The sequence below is a fragment of the Mesorhizobium sp. M7A.F.Ca.US.011.01.1.1 genome, from assembly GCF_003998295.1.
GTDB lineage: Bacteria > Pseudomonadota > Alphaproteobacteria > Rhizobiales > Rhizobiaceae > Mesorhizobium.
Genome location: NZ_RZRT01000058.1, coordinates 2,296 through 18,625 on the forward strand (window position 1 = coordinate 2,296; position 16,330 = coordinate 18,625).

Genomic DNA, 16,330 nt, shown 5'->3' on the forward strand with positions numbered 1-16,330 from the left:
GGCCCGCCGGTGTTCATCGGCGGCGACGCCGGTGCGACCGGCACGGGCGGTGACGTCACCGTCACCAACACCGGCCAGATCACGCTGACCGGCGACGGCTCGGTCGGCATCTTCGCGCAGTCTGTCGGCGGCGGCGGCGGCGTGGTGACGGCGGGCACCGACGGCATCATTGAGGCCGTCAATGGCGGCAGCGGCAATGGCGGCAAGGTCACCATCAACAGCAATGTCGCCATGGTGATCACCGGCGACAATTCGGTCGGTGTGTTCGGCCAGAGCATCGGCGGCGGCGGCGGTGTCGGCGGCCATGTCGGCAATTTCCTCGGCCTCGAACAGGCGAGCGCGATGCCGACCCCGCAGGGCTTCTCGGGCTCTGCCGGCGGCAGCGGCACTGGCGGCGGCATCGAGTTCACGCAGACGGCCGACCTTGACGTGACCGGCAAGAATTCCTTCGCGCTGATGGAACAGAGCGCCGGCGGCACGAGCAATGGCGACATCAAGGTCACCATCGCCACCGGCGTGAAGATCACCGGCGGGTCCGGTGCGGGTGCCGGCGTCAACTTCCAGGACGGCAACAACAATCTGCTGACCAATAACGGTCTCGTCCGTTCGGTGCTGCTGATCGACGGCTACGCCATGCGCGGCGGTGACGGCAACGACACGTTCGACAATTACTTCGCGACAGTCGGATCGGTCGGACTCGGCGGCGGCCTCAATGTTTTCAACAACAAGGCCACCGCCCTTTACCTGATGGGCGACACCGTCGATCTCGGCCTGACCGGCCAGCTCAACAATGACGGCCTAGCGGCGCCCGGCGGGCTCGACCGCGTGATGACCACCGAGGTCAGTGGCAGCTGGTCGCAAGCCGCCACCGGGGTCTATCTGCTCGACCTCGATCTCGACCCCGAGGCCGACCGCATCGATGTGACGGGGACGGCCGACGTCAACGGTTTCGTCAACATCAACATCATGGAGCCAGGCGCGGCCTCGCCAGGCAACGAGGATTATATCATCCTGCATGCGCTTGGCGGCGTGACCGACAAAGGTTTGAAGCTGAACTCCATACCGAGCGCGGTGGCGCAGTATTCGCTGAAATATCCCAATCCCGAGGATGTCGTCCTCAATGTCGACATCAATTTCGCCCGCGCCGGCCTGACCGAGAACCAGACGGCGGTGGGTTCGGCGATCAACGCGATCCAGACCGATCTGACGTCGCCGAACTTCACCAAGATCGCCAGTGCGATCTTCTACATTCCGACGCTCGACCAACTGGTGCTGTCTACGACACCATCTCGGGCGAGGGCGTCAGCGGCTTCCAGCAGCCGGAGTTCGACGCCAACAGCACCTTCCAGGCGGCAATGAACCGACAGTCGGACGCCTGGCGTATGGGGATGGCCACGGATCCGATGAGCCAGTCCGTCGCGGTGCCGGAGACGGCCTACGCGGAACCACCGGGCAAAGCCAATCCATTCGACGACATGGTGAAGGCCCCCAATGAGCGGCGCTGGAATTACTGGGCGACGGCCGGTGGCAATTCGGGTGTAGTTTCCGGCGACCCGATCGTCGGCAGCGCCGGCCTTGGCTACAAATCCGGCAATTTTGCCGCCGGCCTCGACTCGCAGGGCGATCCCGACATCCTGATGGGCTTCGCGCTCGGCGGGGTGGCGTCTTCGTTCGCTGTGCCGGATCGCGAAACCTCCGGCAATATAGTCGGCGGCCATGCCGGCGCCTATGGCGCGCGCAAGTGGGGCCAGTTCTACATCAACGGCTCGCTGGCGATGGACCTCTACTCCAACACGACCGACCGCTTCACTTCGGTTCCGGGTGCGCCCGATCCGCTCAATCCGGTGCCGGCGATATCAAGGGAGCACTGGACCGGCGATTTCATGAGCGCCGGCTTCGGCACCACGCTTGAGGCCGGCTGGCGGCAGCCGGTCGGGGCAGGTGCCATCACGCCCTTTGCCGGGCTGCAATTCTCGGCGCTGTCGATGCAGGGTTTCTCGGAAAAATCGCTGGACGACGGCGCACTGGGGCTGTACTTCGAGCACCGCACGATCATCTCGCTGCCGGTTTCGCTCGGCCTGCAACTCGACACCTCTGTCGCTGTCGGCGAGACCGCGACGCTGCAGGCCTGGGGTCGTGCGGCCTGGCTGCATGAGTTCAGGCCGGACCGCTCTGTCGAACCAACCTTCCAGGCAGCACCGGGCTATGCATTCGTGGTGCAGGGTGCAGCGGCGGCGCAGGACGCCGTCGCCGTCAACGCCGGTGTCAAGCTGAACTGGAGCAGCAACACATCGGTGTTCGCCACCTTCGACGGCAAGTTCGCCGACCGGGTACAGACCTATGGCGGCAATGTCGGGTTCAGGGTGAACTGGTAGGGCAGGATCGCTCGCCGGCACGGTGCCCGGGGCCTGTCGCAAGCCGATGCACCACTCTCGCGCCCTCCTGCCGACGTTGGCCTCGCGCCCTCGCCAGGATGCGCTTGCGCGTTGGTCAGCCAGCGAAACACTTCTTTTTTGAAGCCAATGGACCACTGCTCAAAAATGCAACGAACTTTTTAGCCATTTGTTCATTTATGCGTGCTTTCTAATTTAAACCATGGCCTTGAGTAGCTTCACCCGTGTTCGGCTTGTAATGGACGCCATGCGCCGGAGCACCGGCGCAAATGTCGCCACCATTTTTGCCCTCACCTTGCCGGTCGTTGTCGGCGCTGCGGGCTTCGGCGTTGAGACCTCCTATTGGTACTACAACAGCCTGAGGTTACAGGCGACGGCCGATGCAGCCGCCTATGCCGGTGCGCTCGAACAGATCTCGGGTTCCGACAAGCCGACGATCGTCGCGGCCGCGACCCAGTCCGCGGCGTCGAACGGGCTGGGCTCGGGCACGATCGTCGTCAATACGCCGCCGGCGTCCGGACCGAATACGGCGAAAAAAGCGGTCGAGGTGATCGTCGGCCAGAAGCTCGACCGGATGTTCACCCTGATCTTCACGCAGGACAAGGTTCCCGAACAGGCGAGGGCTGTGGCCGTCATTACCGATGCCTCGAGTGCCTGCATGCTCGCGCTCGATCCGTCCGCGTCGCAGGCGGTGCTGTTTTCCGGCAGCACCAGCGTCAAGCTCAGCGGCTGCTCGGTCATGTCCAATTCGATCGCCTCGGATGCCATCAAGCTTCAGGGCGCGGCCAGTCTGCGGGCCGATTGCCTGATATCGGCGGGCGGTGTCTCTCTCAGCAATCCCGTCACCACCGTCTGCGCGGCCCCGATCACCCAGGCGCTGCCTGCCGGCGATCCCTTTGTCGACCTGCCGGCCCCGGTGGCCGCGACCCCCTGCCAAAACGACAACAAGGCGACGCTCGGTCCAGGCACCTATTGCAGCGGCATGAACCTAAAAGGCAATGTCACGTTTTCGCCAGGCGTCTATGTCGTCCAGGGCAATTTCAAAATAAACGCCAACGCGGCCATCACCGGCACCGGGGTGACCATCTTCATGTCGGGCAGCTCGACCGTCAGCATGAATGGCAATGCGTCCGTGAAGCTCAGCGCGGCGACTTCGGGCACCTACTCGGGCGTTCTGTTCTACGGCGACAGGACCGGCATGAGCGCATCCAGCACATTCAACGGCACAGCGGACTCGCTTTTGACCGGGGCCATCTATTTCCCCAAGCAGCAAGTGAACTATCTTGGCAATTTCTCGGGCAATGGCGGCTGCACCAGGGTCGTCGCCAATAGGATCCAATGGTCCGGTAACTCAACCATCAATCAGGATTGCTCGAGCCTCGGAGTGCCCAACATTCCAGCCGCGCGGTCCGTGGCACTGTCCGAGTAGCTCCGTGGGGCGCCGATCAATGCCGATCCTTGGCGATGATTCGGGCGTTGCCGCGGTTGAGTTCGCCATGGTGCTGCCCATTTTGTGCCTGGTGCTGCTTGGTATTCTGGACGGCTGGTCCTACGTAACGAGTTCACTGTCGATGCGCGCCGGTGTGAAGACCGCCGCGAACCTGGTCATGAGCGGATCGACCGATGATGCGGCGACCCAGGCTCTTGCCATTGCGAGTTGGGAAAATCGGCCGGAAGACGGCCAGGTCACGCTAAGCCGCATCCGTATGTGCGGGGCGACGGTGGTCGACGCGTCCACCATGTGCAGTGGGCCGAAGGTGCCGTCGATCTATGTCCGGATACAGGCATCTGGCACCTGGGTGCCGCCAATTGCCTTCGGCCCATTTGCCACGTCCACTGTAATCGGTCACCAGGAGATGATCCGTGTCCGCTAGGGTAAGCGCGTTCCGGCGGGATCGATCGGGCGGGGCCGGGCTGGAGTTCGCGCTGATCGCGCCCTTCCTTCTCATGCTGCTGTTCGGAATCTTCGCCTTTGGCTGGTCGATGCACTCGGTCTCCAGTGTTCGCTATACGCTGGAGACGTCAGCGCGCTCGCTGCAGCTTAAGAACACGCTGACCCAGGCCGACATTCAATCGATCGCCACCCAGAAATTGCAGGCCTTGGGGTTCAAGGACGTGAACGTCACCATCGCCATCGACCCGGTGAGCGGCGGCTTCCGCATGGCGCATCTGACCGCCGCCTATGCCTTCGTTATCGACTTTCCCTACTTCAGTTCCTTCCCGATCAACTACGCGACAACCGTTACGGTGCCGCTGCTTGGCAGCGGCTAGGCTGTGGCCGACAGCCATCGGCGAGAATGCGCGCTAGGGCTCTGCTCATTTGTACGCTTTGAACGCGATCAGGCCACCGAGAATGGCTATAGCCATCAGGATCAGCGCCCACGACACGATGTTGTGTGACAGACGCCTGCGGCGACCGCGCAGGGCTCGGTCCCGCCAGCGTTTGGCCTGATCAGCCCCTGTGTTCTGTCGATCCACGTCCTTCTCCACGAGCAGAATGCGACTATGCCGGCTGGTGTCCAGATCGGCACCGGGTTTGGCGGTCGCGATGCAAGCTTGGCACTCAGCCTGCTTTTGATGGCACGGGGCTAGATAATATATTCAGTAGTGCTAATATTAAGGTGACGTAAGGTCATGGCCGACCATCTGTCGGGTGCAATGTGGGGGTTCCAATGAGAGTGGCTATATTTTGCGCGGCTGTCGTTTTCGCTGCAACTGGTGTCGCTGTTGCCAAGGAAAAGAAGGCGGCGGTCAGTGACGCCGCCGCCTTGTGTTCCACCAACCCGTCAGCCAAGAAGCCCGTTCCAAAGCTGGACTGCGGTTTCACGGGAACCGCCAAATCGGAAGATAGCGGCGCAAAGGCAGAGCCGCGCCTCGGATACGACTCCAATCCGTGGATTGTAACCGGCTTTTGACTTCGCATTGGCGGATGCCGGTTGAAGCGCAGAAGAGAGTTGTCTTAACCGACAGGCCCCACCCCGGCACCGGAGCGCAACGATCGGGCGCCGTCGAGGGGAAGGAAGCGCAAATGGCCGCCTATCTGATCGCGGATGTAGACATAAAGGATGCTGCCGTCTTCGAGGAATACCGGCGCGATGTGCCAGCCACCGAGGAGCGTTATGGTGGGAGATATCTAGGTCGTGGCGGTGCGACCAAGGTTTTGGAGGGTGATTGGGAGCCACACCGTTTGGTTATTATCGAGTTCCCCGACATGACGTCATTGATGGGCTGGTACAATTCGCCGGAATACGCCCGCCTTATTGAAATCCGGAAGCGTTGCGCCAATACCAGGATAATTGCGCTTGAGGGGGTTGCAACACCCACTCTTTGACCGTGGTGGCTCGCCTTCGCCTTCATCAGGCAGGATCCGGCTTTTTTGCCCGAATCCGCACACCGCGAAGTCAGCTGTTTAAAGCCGGGAAACCAGGCAATAAATACGGGCTTACCACCACTGCGGGGCTTTCTCATCATCGCAGTGCCGAGAACCCAACTCGACCGTGCAATTGAAAAGCCCGCCACGGGGGCGACCTGCGGCGGGCTCTTGGAGCGGCTACATCCCTGAGGAATCGACCACTTTGTAGCAGGATTATGACCCGTGCGACCGCGTTGGCCTATGGTGTGATCGCGGAAGACAGGTCTTCGTTGAAGACAACGGCAGAGAGCTTCCCAGTGGCGGGCCATAGGGCAATCCCAGGTGCGGACCTCTGGATTGCCCATTTTTCTTGGAACCGTCGTGCCGCAGCGAAGTTCGGTACCAAAGGGACATTCCGAAATGGAGTTGATCATGAAACAGGTTCTTTTCGCTTCAGCCATTATGGCACTGTCAACTGGCCTCGCATTTGCGCAATCGACCGACACGACCACAGGCGGATCGTCGACCTCGACAACCAAGACCATGCCGAGCACTACGACCGATCAGGGCACGGATTCGACCACCACGAGTGGAACGAACTCGAACTCCGCCAAGGACTGCGCTCCGGGTCAACAAACTGGCAGCGCCAAGCAGGCAGCGCCAGGTCAACAGGATACCGATGCTAACTCGGCTGCTCCTGGCCAGATGAAAAAGACCACGGAAGGCTGCTGACCTTCCGTTGGGACTTTCCTGTCCCAGGTTGATGCATAGCGGTCGATTCTCAGGATGTAGCCACTTTCGAAAAAACCGTCGTGCTGGGCCGGCACGGCGGGTTTACAGCAGGACCATAGTCTTGCATTTCGCAGCGAAGGTCCAAGCTGTGCCAGTTGGTTCTCTGCTTGTCCAACGGCCGTTCCATTACATTAGTTAGTCGACATATATGTTATCGCCGCCTGCAAGCTGTGCCATGTTGGTTCACCCTAGTGGCACCTGTTTTGCATCGCCCGCGACAGCAGGGGAAAACCAACACCCCAGCGAGTCCCGTTATCCCTGGGACGGCCCGCCGCTGCCGTGAATGGGGCGGCGGGCTTTTTTCTTATTCGGTGAAACGAACGGTCATGCCGTGAGTTGGCTTCCCAAAGGAGGAGCCGATGAAAAAGGAAGGCGATGGGCGTGTAGACAAAGGCAATCAGCAACTGCTTGCCCGTCGTTTGGCTGAAGAAGTCGGCATTTCAGAACCTGAGGCGCGCGCTCTGATCAAGCTTATCGGCACGGACTGGAATTCGTGCTTCGTGAAGCCCGATTCTTGAAGGAGCGTAATTAGAAGTCCGCCGCCTATTGGGGCGCCGGCGGCGGACCTGTTAAGCGGCTACATCCTTGGGAATCGACCGCTCATAGGGTTAATGTGCCACATGGAGGCCAGTTCCATGTTATTCCACAGCGGCAAGAGCATGCGACTTCCGCTTTATCCGGCATAGGCCATCAGGCGTAATTGGTAGCAACGCCATTGTCCGGTATCATATGGGGCCTGGTCATTAGGCCCACCCTCGTGCCCAGCAATGGTCGGCACGGTCACTCAACTCGATGCTTCGGCTGCTTGATCGTGCCGACTATTACCCGACGTCTGCAACAAACGGTGGAAAGAACCCGCTCCAAGGGCGGGTGCCCTGGCAACTCATGCCAAGCGACTTGGCGGGCTTTTCTCAGTCACGTTGATTCGGTTTGTGCGCGAGCGTCCGCTGAAATTCGCTGCGCGCTTATTCGACGCTTATGTGACGAATGAGGTAAAGATTCGGCTAAGTCGTTGAAATATCTGGTACGCCCAAGGGGAATCGAACCCCTGTTACCGCCGTGAAAGGGCGGTGTCCTAACCGCTAGACGATGGGCGCGCTCAGACGAAGCGGCTTATACTGGCGTTGTGCGCAACCGGCAACCCGTCAGGTGCCACCTTGGACAACTTTTTTCCGGGCCTGCCAAATCAACGATTTCCCGAGGGTTGGCGAGCCTGACGATTAGCGGAGACGCTGCATCGCTCTGCTCCGGGATGATGAAGTTGGGAAGGCTTCGGCCGATCCGATGTTCGGGATGCCCAACGGAACGATCTTGGCCGCCAGCAGATCTCAGATCCGCGCTAGCCGTCACCGCCGCTGCGCCGGCGGCAGCGCCAGTTCCAGTCGCGCTCGGGACCGACGTCGACGTGAACCGATTCCGTGTGGCAGTATGTGCCGACGCCGCCGCGGCCGGGCATGCTTCTGATGTAGCTCGCCAGTTCCCATTTTGAAACGCCGGGCACCTGGATGTCGGCGGCGGCGCAATACATGTGCAGCGAATTCTTGGCGCCGTTGGCGCGCCGGTTGCGGGCCGGGTCGCGATAGCCTGACGTCACCGTCATCTTGCGGCCGTAGTGGCCTTCGATCGTCTTCAGCACGCGCACCAGCGACGGTTTCAGGCAGGCCACATCGACGCTCTCGTTCTGCTTGAGCAGCCCGTTGGGCGCCAACCGGGCCATGCCGGCGGCGGACGCAACCTGATAGGAGCCGCCGACCGGCCCCTCATCCTCGTTGAGGTCGACGTCGCTTTCGTCATCGAGGCCGGACTTGCGCTTGATCTCGAACAGGGCCGTCTGGCGCACGCCGGGCAGGGCATCGCTGCCAGTGACGTGGCCGGCATCGCCGCCGAGCGAAGCCAGCTGCACCGGCTTGGCCGTGGAACTGGCCGAGGCAAGCGTGATGATCGGCTTTGCCGCTGCTGGCGCCGCTTTTGCCTGCGCCGGGGGCTGCTCGCCCGTCCGGGCGTTGCTGATGATGGGGGCTGGTGTCGCCGAGGCTGGCGTTGCGCCAAACATCGAGGCGAGGAAGCCTTTCTTCTTTGGTGCTTCGGCCTGCGGCATCTCGCCAGCCGTCACATAGACCGGGTTGTTCATGGCCGGAGCGGCAGCGGGCTTCGGCGCCGCCACGTCGCCGTCGACCGCGGCAATCTGCTGGGCGACCGCGTCGGTTTGCTGCGCGGTCTGTGCCTGCTGCGTCAGCGATTGAGGCGTGTTTCCAACGATGGTTTCGGCGCCCGCCGGCGTGGTCAGCGGAAAGGCAGCTCCCGGTTTGGACATAGGCACGTAGGCGACTTTTTCAGGCAGCGCCGTATCGCTTGCCGTCATCACCGTCGTCTGCTCGGTCGTGATATCAGACGAATCGGAGGCGATCGCCTTGCCGCTGGAGGCCGCGTTTATGTCCGATGCGGTGGCATTGTAACCGGGCATTCCGACCGACATTGTCGGGTCGCCAGCCGAAGTGCAGGAGGCCAGAAGCAAGGAGCAGAGCGCTGCCACAATGGCGCGGCGTTCTCCCTTTGCGAGGCTCCATCCTGCTGATTTCAAAGTCAAATTCCCCCTCGATGTCCGGTCGGTATATCCTTGGCGCCACACGCATGCGTCGATGCCAGGGTGACCTTTGTCTCCGATCCGGAAACGAGACCTGTGTCAAATCCGCAAGCCTGAAAGTATTTTTGCGGTGATTGCCGAATTACGGCCGCTTGATGGTTGACGACACCATTTCGCCCGCTTTTGGCGGTCCGTCAACTCACCACACATTACAGTCCGTTACACACGTACTTTCACATAGGTGCCGGGAGCATCACCCAAGGTTTTCATATGCTTGCCCGGTTTGCGGGCAGGCACGCGGGTGTTGTCCTTGGCCTCTATCCAGTCTTGCCAGTGCGGCCACCAGGATCCTGGATGGTCGGTGGCATTGGCTATCCACTGACTGAAGTCGCCCGTCGGCGTACCCCCGGTCCAATACTGGTATTTGTTGGATGCCGGCGGATTGACGACACCGGCGATATGGCCCGACCCGGCCATCACATACTCGACCGCGCCGCCGAAATATTTCGAGCCGAGGAACACCGAAAGCGCCGGCGCGATGTGATCTTCCTTGGAGGCGAGGTTGTAGACCGGAATGGTGATGTCGCCCAGCCAGATCGTGTGGCCCGCCAGTTCCATCGTGCCTTGCGAAAGGTTGTTCTCAAGATAGCAGTTGCGCAGGTAGAAAGAGTGATTGGCCGCCGCCATGCGGGTGGAATCTGCATTCCAGTAGAGCAGGTCGAAGGGCAGGGGATCCTTGCCGCGCATGTAGTTGTTGACGACATAGGGCCAGATCAGGTCGCCTGAGCGCAGCATGTTGAAGGCGGTCGCCATCTTGGTACCGTCGAGATAGCCCTTTTCGCTCATCGACTTCTCCACAGCGGCGACCTGTTCTTCGTCGACGAAAACTTTCAGGTCGCCGGCATGGGTGAAGTCGACCTGCGTGGTGAAGAATGTGGCCGATTTTATACGGTCGTCGCCCTCTTGCGCCATCAGCGCCAGTGCCGCCGCCAGAAGCGTGCCGCCGACGCAGTAGCCGATCGCGTTGACGTCGCGTTCGCCGGTGGCCTTCTCGACCGTGTCGAGGCCGTATTGCAGACCCTCGCGGATATAGGCTTCCCAGCTCTTGGTGCCGTGGCGCTCGTCCGGATTGATCCAGGAGATGACGAACACGGTGTGGCCCTGTTCAACCGCCCAGCGAATGAAGGACTTCTGCGGGTTCAGATCGAGGATGTAGAATTTGTTGATCCATGGCGGGCAGATCAGCAGGGGCCGCTTGAGCACCGTCTCGGTGGCCGGGTCGTACTGGATGATTTCGGCGACGTCGCTGCGGCCGACCACCTTGCCGGGAGTGGTGGCGATGTTCCTGCCGATCTCGAAGGGGGAGTAGTCGGCCTGCCTCAGCTTCAGGTCGCCCTTGCCGGCGGCGATGTCCTCGGCCAGCATCTTCATGCCGCGCACCAGGTTTTCGCCGTTCGAGGCGACGGTTTCACGGAACAGTTCCGGATTGGTCAGGATGAAATTCGACGGCGAGATGGCGTTGGACACCTGCTTGACGTAAAAGCCGGCCTTGTGGCGGGTGTGCTCGTCCAGACCTTCGGCGTGCTCGACCAGATCGGCCGCCCAGCGCGAGGTGACGAGATAGACCTGCTTGAGGAAATCGAAGAAGGCATTGCGGCCCCATTCCGGGTCGAGGAACCGCTTGTCGCCGCGCTCCGGCTTGACCGCGTCTTCGGTGTCTTGCGCGGCGTTGCTGGTGCGCTGAATGGCGTTGGCCCAGACCGTCATATAGCCGGAGAACAACCGCGTCTGCGCTTCCAGCGCGCGCTGCGGATCGGCAAGCCAGTATTCGCTGAGCTTGGAAAAGGTCTTCACCATATCGACAACGGGCTCGGCGACATGGTCGCGCACGTCGCCTTTTTCGCGCGGCTCAGCCCAGGCGGAAGCTGCCTTGCCGGCCTGCTCGATCATGCGCGCCATGTTCAGGGCGAAGCGTTCCGGGTCCTTCACCAGATATTGCTCGACGGTCGAAGGCTCGTCATCTTCCGCTTTGCCCGAATCGGGTGTTTTGGACATGGTTGGCGGGGTTCCTCCCGAGGCCTTTTCTTGACATATTAACATGGGACATCCGACCGGGCCAATCTCGCTCTACCTCGGCTGCCAAGGAAACAATATGACGATTAATATTGGCGAGACTGTTTTTTTCGGTGCCGGACGTTTTTGCCGCATCGGCGTGGCGATCGTCCTCATGGGGATTGCCGGGTGCTCGAGCACCAACACGAATGGCCCGACGCCTGTCGCTGCGGGTACGGGGCCGAAGGATACCGGCACCTTTCCGAACCTGAACATCAAGCCGCAAGTGGCGGCGTCGCAGTTCACCGAAGCCGAGAAGAACGCCAAGCTCGCGCAATTGAAGGCGGATGAGAATGCGCAGGCGGCAAAGGGCGGCGGCCCGAAGGTCGCCAACCAGGCGGCGCTGACGGATCTGGCCAAGAAGCATGGCGACGAAACGCTGAAGCAGATCGAAGCCAAATGCGACCCCACCCTCGACCCTACCTGCAAATAAGTATATAGCGCGCGCCCAACACTCCTTCGCTGTCTGGAACTGCCATGGAAGAATTTCACAAGGTTCGCCGGCTTCCGCCTTACGTGTTCGAGCAGGTCAACCGGCTCAAGGCCAGCGCCCGATCGCGAGGCGCCGACATCATCGACCTCGGCATGGGCAATCCGGACCTGCCGACGCCCAAGGCTATCGTCGACAAATTGTGCGAGGTCGTGCGCGACCCGCGCACGCATCGCTATTCCTCGTCGCGCGGCATTCCGGGCCTGCGCCGCGCCCAGGCCGCCTACTATGGCAGGCGCTTCGGCGTGAAGCTCAATCCCGACACGCAAGTGGTGGCCACGCTTGGCTCGAAGGAAGGCTTCGCCAACATGGCGCAGGCGATCACGGCGCCCGGCGACGTGATCCTGTGCCCGAACCCGACCTATCCGATCCATGCCTTCGGCTTCATCATGTCGGGCGGCGTCATCCGCTCTTTGCAGGTGGAGCCCAATGACGGCTTCATCCCAGCGCTCGAGCGCGGCGTCAAGCATTCGATCCCGAAGCCGTTGGCGCTGATCCTCAACTATCCGTCGAACCCGACGGCTCTGGTCGCTTCGCTCGATTTCTACAAGGACGTGGTCGCCTTCGCCAAGAAGAACGACATCATCATCCTGTCCGACCTTGCCTATTCGGAGATCTATTTCGACGGCGATCCGCCGCCTTCGGTGCTGCAGGTGCCTGGCGCGATCGACGTTTGCGTCGAATTCACCTCCATGTCGAAGACCTTCTCCATGCCCGGTTGGCGGATGGGCTTTGCCGTCGGCAACGAGCGGCTGATCTCGGCGCTGACGCGGGTGAAATCCTATCTCGATTACGGCGCCTTCACGCCGATCCAGGTGGCGGCGGCACACGCGCTCAACGGCGACGGCGCCGACATCGCCGAGGTGCGCGATATCTATCACAAGCGCCGCGACGTGATGGTCGATGCCTTCGGCCGCGCCGGCTGGACCATTCCGGCACCGGCGGCATCGATGTTCGCCTGGGCGCCAATCCCGGAGCCGTTCCGGCATCTCGGCTCGCTCGAATTCTCCAAGCTGCTCATCGAACATGCCGACGTGGCCGTGGCGCCCGGTGTCGGCTTCGGCGAGCATGGCGACGAATTCGTGCGCGTCGCTCTGGTCGAGAACGAACACAGGATCCGGCAGGCGGCGCGCAACATCAAGCGCTTCTTGTCGACCAGCGCCAAGCAGCCCAACAATGTCGTGCCGCTCTCCGCTCACCGGTAAGCTTGCCGCACGCAAATTCGATCTGACTTTGAGGGACGTCGCCGGACATGGCTGAAGCATTGCGTGTTGGAATTGCCGGCCTCGGCACGGTCGGCTCGTCGGTGGCGCGTGTGCTGCGCGACAAGGCGGCGGAACTGACCCGCCAGTGCGGGCGTGACGTGATCGTCACCGCCGTCTCGGCGCGTGACCCGAAGCGCGATCGCGGCGTCGATCTCAGCTCGGCAAAGTGGTTCGACGATCCGGTCAAGATGGCGCAGACCGCCGAAATCGACGTGTTCGTCGAACTGATCGGCGGCGACGAGGGGCCGTCGCGCTCGTCGGTGAAGGCGGCACTCGAAGCCGGCCGTCACGTCGTCACCGCCAACAAGGCGCTGCTGGCCAAGCATGGCGTGGCGCTGGCCGAGATCGCCGAGAAGAAGGGCGTGCTGCTCAACTACGAGGCGGCGGTGGCGGGCGGCATTCCCGTCATCAAGACGATGCGCGAGGCGATGGCCGGCAATTCGGTCACCCGCGTGTTCGGCATCCTCAACGGCACCTGCAACTACATCCTGACGCGCATGGAGGCCGAGGGCATCTCGTTTGATGCTTGCCTGAAGGACGCGCAGCGGCTGGGCTATGCCGAAGCCGATCCGACCTTCGACATCGAGGGCCACGACACCGCGCACAAGCTGTCGATCCTGACCAGCCTTGCCTTTGGCACCAGGATCGCCGCCAATGACATCTATATGGAAGGCATCTCCAACATCACCCAGGCCGACATCCGCGCGGCCGCCGATCTCGGCTATCGGATCAAGCTGCTGGGTGTCGCCCAGCGCACCGAGAGCGGCATCGAGCAGCGCGTGCATCCGACGATGGTGCCGACCGCATCGGTCATCGCGCAGGTGCATGGCGTCACCAATGCGGTGGCGATCGAAACCGACATTCTGGGCGAGTTGCTGCTGTCAGGCCCTGGTGCTGGCGGCAACGCCACCGCATCGGCCGTCATCGGCGACATCGCCGACATCGCCAAGAGCCGGCCAGGCTTCCAGCATGGTCCGGTCTTCGGCCGGCCGGCGAAGGAGCTGAAACCCTATAAGAAGGCGCAGATGCGCAGCCATGCCGGCGGCTATTTCATCCGCCTGACCGTGCATGATCGCATCGGCGTGTTCGCGGCTATCGCCAAGCGCATGGCCGACAATGACATTTCGCTGGAATCGATCGTCCAGCACGCAGTCAATGGCGAGGCGGCGGCACAGAAGACGGTGATCCTCGTCACCCACGAGACGACGGAGGCGGCCGTGCGCAAGGCCGTCGACGGCATCACCAAGGACGGTCATCTGACCGACAAGCCACAGGTCATCCGCATCGAGCGGGCAGGGTAGCTTTTGCCCGATAGGCCCTGCGGGACAGGAATCCCGCAGGCATTGAGGTCCGGTCTGGTGGGGACAGCTGCCACACGGGAACGAATTGGTGTCGTCGCCGTTCTCTTGGTCAGCAACCAGAGGAACCGCTTCATGGCCGATACCAACAAGCCCGACACCCCTAATATCGACGACATCCAGAAGACGCTGGAAAAGCAGATTGCCGATTTGCGCCGGGAGATCACCAAGATCAACAAGAACATTTCGGCCCGGGGCGCGGAAATGCTCGATGACGCCAGCGAACAGGCTTCCGAGTTCTACGACACGGCGGCTAACCGCGCGTCGCGAACCGCACAGCAGTTGCGCAGCCAAGCTCAGTCCGTCTCGGAAGTAGCGCGCGAAAACCCCGGTACGACGACTGCCCTGGTCGGCGTGATCGGTTTGCTCGGCTTTATGGCCGGTTTTGCCATAGGTCAGTCGACGAACGATACGTCGCGCCGCTGGTATTGACCACGGCGCGATAGGGCCGGGTTTGCCGGCTCGTTTCCTTGTTTCAGCACATCATTTTTAAGGAGGGCACTGTGGCTTCATCCGCCTTGATCAGCATCCTGATCACATTCCTCGTCATCATCCTCGTTCTCTATCTTGTTCAGCGCCTGCCGCTCGACGGCCGGATGAGGCAGATCGTGCAGGTTATCGTCCTCATAATCGGCATCATTTCGCTGCTCAAATATCTTGCGGTTTTCTAGCGCCGAAGAGGTCTAACTTTCGCTTTCCAAGGCCGGCCCGGTTCATTGCGGCCGGCTGGCCTTGTTTCAAAAATGCGGTTTAATCGATTGATATTGCTGACTATTCGATAAAATCTTCCGCAGGTCTTGCCGTTGTCATGCTCGTTTGACAAAACAGGCCCGCCTCCGGCGGGGGCCGCATTGCCAACGAGGAAATCACCAGATGAATGTGGCCCAGAACATCGTCGCCGGCCTTGACCGGATACTCACCATGGAACTGGTGCGCGTCACCGAACGAGCCGCCGTCGCGGCCGCCAGGCTGCGCGGACGCGACGACGAAAAGGCGGCCGACCAGGTAGCCGTGGATGCCATGCGCCAGGAACTCAACCGGCTTTCCATCAAGGGCACGGTGGTGATCGGCGAAGGCGAACGGGATGAGGCGCCGATGCTCTACATCGGCGAGGAAGTCGGCACTGGCAAAGGTCCGGCCGTCGATATCGCGCTCGATCCGCTCGAAGGCACGACGATTTGCGCCAAGAACCTGCCCAATGCACTCGCGGCCATCGCGATCGCCGAAAAGGGCAGCCTGCTGTTCGCGCCCGACGTCTACATGGACAAGATCGCCATCGGTCCGGGCTATGCGGACGGCGTCATCGACATCGACGCCTCGGCGGCTGAGAACATCGCCAGCCTCGCTCGGGCCAAGGGCGTCGCTGTATCGGAAATCACCACCTGCATTCTCGACCGGCCGCGCCATGCCAAGCTGATCGATGCCGTGCGCGCCACGGGGGCCGCGATCCGGCTGATCGGCGATGGCGATGTCGCCGGCGTCATCCACACCACGGACCCGGAAGAAACCGGCATCGATATTTATCTGGGCACTGGCGGAGCACCCGAGGGCGTGCTGGCCGCTGCCGCGCTGCGCTGCACCGGCGGCCAGATGCAGGGCAGGCTGATCCTCGACACAGCGGAAAAGGTTGCTCGCGCGGCAAAGATGGGTATTTCCAATCCGAAACGGGTCTATCGGACGGAGGACATGGCGCGCGGCGATGTGCTGTTTGCGGCCACCGGTGTCACCGACGGCAACATGCTGGCTGGCGTCAAGTTCGGCCACAATTACATCACCACCCACACGATCGTGCTGCGCTCGTCGTCGCGGACGGTGCGCGAGATCAAGGCCCGCCATCAGGATCTGGATAAGTTCTGACGCCCGCTTGCGAAGCCGCCTTGCAATTGTTAGCCATTCGGGCGCATCCGATGCTGGCTGCAGGGATTTGACGATGAAACCGTTCGACTGGCATGCGGATCCGATTTCGCGTGCCACCGCCATCACA

General features: G+C 61.7%; 16 protein-coding genes, 1 tRNA gene and 1 pseudogene. 14 read left to right on the top strand and 4 right to left on the bottom strand.

Annotated features, from left to right (window positions below; genetic code table 11):
- The 5 genes and pseudogenes from EOA13_RS38395 to EOA13_RS30595 form a co-directional block, all read left to right on the top strand.
- Positions 1 to 1,359 (top strand): annotated as a pseudogene (locus EOA13_RS38395) (hypothetical protein); the annotation flags it as partial.
- 44 nt (positions 1,360 to 1,403) lie between these two features.
- Positions 1,404 to 2,375, top strand: coding sequence for an autotransporter domain-containing protein (locus EOA13_RS30580; protein ID WP_164780431.1), 972 nt, complete (start codon positions 1,404 to 1,406; stop codon positions 2,373 to 2,375).
- A gap of 220 nt (positions 2,376 to 2,595) precedes the next feature.
- A complete protein-coding gene (locus EOA13_RS30585; protein WP_164780433.1) occupies positions 2,596 to 3,822 on the top strand; it encodes a pilus assembly protein TadG-related protein in 1,227 nt (408 codons plus the stop codon).
- A 19-nt stretch (positions 3,823 to 3,841) separates the two neighbouring features.
- Complete coding sequence (locus tag EOA13_RS30590) at positions 3,842 to 4,267, top strand: TadE/TadG family type IV pilus assembly protein (protein WP_127297144.1); 426 nt, start codon at positions 3,842 to 3,844, stop codon at positions 4,265 to 4,267.
- A complete protein-coding gene (locus EOA13_RS30595) occupies positions 4,257 to 4,664 on the top strand; it encodes a TadE/TadG family type IV pilus assembly protein (protein WP_127297145.1) in 408 nt (135 codons plus the stop codon). Before EOA13_RS30590 ends, EOA13_RS30595 begins: the two co-directional genes overlap by 11 nt.
- 45 nt (positions 4,665 to 4,709) lie before the next feature.
- On the opposite strand, the gene EOA13_RS30600 is transcribed toward EOA13_RS30595, so the two are convergent.
- Positions 4,710 to 4,871: a hypothetical protein gene (locus tag EOA13_RS30600; RefSeq protein WP_127297146.1), complete on the bottom strand. Its 162-nt coding sequence runs from the start codon at positions 4,869 to 4,871 to the stop codon at positions 4,710 to 4,712.
- A gap of 550 nt (positions 4,872 to 5,421) precedes the next feature.
- Between EOA13_RS30600 and EOA13_RS30610 the strand changes: the two genes are divergently transcribed.
- The 3 genes from EOA13_RS30610 to EOA13_RS30620 all read left to right on the top strand — a co-directional run bounded on the left by EOA13_RS30610 (position 5,422) and on the right by EOA13_RS30620 (position 7,055).
- On the top strand, positions 5,422 to 5,724 hold the full coding sequence (locus EOA13_RS30610) for a DUF1330 domain-containing protein (protein WP_127297148.1): 303 nt from the start codon (positions 5,422 to 5,424) through the stop codon (positions 5,722 to 5,724).
- A 453-nt stretch (positions 5,725 to 6,177) separates the two neighbouring features.
- Positions 6,178 to 6,477 (top strand): hypothetical protein, encoded by a 300-nt coding sequence (locus EOA13_RS30615; RefSeq protein WP_127297149.1) that lies wholly within the window; start codon positions 6,178 to 6,180, stop codon positions 6,475 to 6,477.
- A 419-nt stretch (positions 6,478 to 6,896) separates the two neighbouring features.
- The gene (locus EOA13_RS30620) at positions 6,897 to 7,055 is read left to right on the top strand and encodes a hypothetical protein (protein ID WP_164780435.1); all 159 of its coding nucleotides are present in this window, start codon (positions 6,897 to 6,899) and stop codon (positions 7,053 to 7,055) included.
- Between the two features lie 504 nt (positions 7,056 to 7,559).
- On the opposite strand, the gene EOA13_RS30625 is transcribed toward EOA13_RS30620, so the two are convergent.
- From EOA13_RS30625 to phaC, 3 genes are all read right to left on the bottom strand, one after another.
- A tRNA-Glu gene (locus EOA13_RS30625) sits at positions 7,560 to 7,634 on the bottom strand.
- A 242-nt stretch (positions 7,635 to 7,876) separates the two neighbouring features.
- Positions 7,877 to 9,124 (bottom strand): YcbK family protein, encoded by a 1,248-nt coding sequence (locus tag EOA13_RS30630; RefSeq protein WP_127297150.1) that lies wholly within the window; start codon positions 9,122 to 9,124, stop codon positions 7,877 to 7,879.
- 216 nt (positions 9,125 to 9,340) lie between these two features.
- The gene (phaC, locus tag EOA13_RS30635) at positions 9,341 to 11,176 is read right to left on the bottom strand and encodes a class I poly(R)-hydroxyalkanoic acid synthase (protein WP_127297151.1); all 1,836 of its coding nucleotides are present in this window, start codon (positions 11,174 to 11,176) and stop codon (positions 9,341 to 9,343) included.
- A 43-nt stretch (positions 11,177 to 11,219) separates the two neighbouring features.
- On the opposite strand from phaC, the gene EOA13_RS30640 reads away from it, so the two are divergent.
- The 6 genes from EOA13_RS30640 (at position 11,220) to glpX (ending at position 16,203) form a co-directional block, all read left to right on the top strand.
- Positions 11,220 to 11,666 (top strand): hypothetical protein, encoded by a 447-nt coding sequence (locus EOA13_RS30640; RefSeq protein ID WP_245490528.1) that lies wholly within the window; start codon positions 11,220 to 11,222, stop codon positions 11,664 to 11,666.
- Between the two features lie 44 nt (positions 11,667 to 11,710).
- Positions 11,711 to 12,928 (top strand): LL-diaminopimelate aminotransferase, encoded by a 1,218-nt coding sequence (locus EOA13_RS30645; protein WP_127297152.1) that lies wholly within the window; start codon positions 11,711 to 11,713, stop codon positions 12,926 to 12,928.
- 47 nt (positions 12,929 to 12,975) lie between these two features.
- Positions 12,976 to 14,289 carry a homoserine dehydrogenase gene (locus EOA13_RS30650; protein WP_127297153.1) on the top strand — a complete coding sequence of 438 codons (1,314 nt, stop codon included), beginning with the start codon at positions 12,976 to 12,978 and terminating at the stop codon, positions 14,287 to 14,289.
- A gap of 132 nt (positions 14,290 to 14,421) precedes the next feature.
- Positions 14,422 to 14,778, top strand: a complete 357-nt coding sequence (locus tag EOA13_RS30655; protein ID WP_127297154.1) for a hypothetical protein — start codon at positions 14,422 to 14,424, stop codon at positions 14,776 to 14,778.
- Between the two features lie 71 nt (positions 14,779 to 14,849).
- Complete coding sequence (locus tag EOA13_RS30660) at positions 14,850 to 15,017, top strand: Thivi_2564 family membrane protein (protein ID WP_023810476.1); 168 nt, start codon at positions 14,850 to 14,852, stop codon at positions 15,015 to 15,017.
- A gap of 202 nt (positions 15,018 to 15,219) precedes the next feature.
- A complete protein-coding gene (gene glpX / locus EOA13_RS30665; RefSeq protein ID WP_127297155.1) occupies positions 15,220 to 16,203 on the top strand; it encodes a class II fructose-bisphosphatase in 984 nt (327 codons plus the stop codon).
- Positions 16,204 to 16,330: the final 127 nt, after the last annotated feature.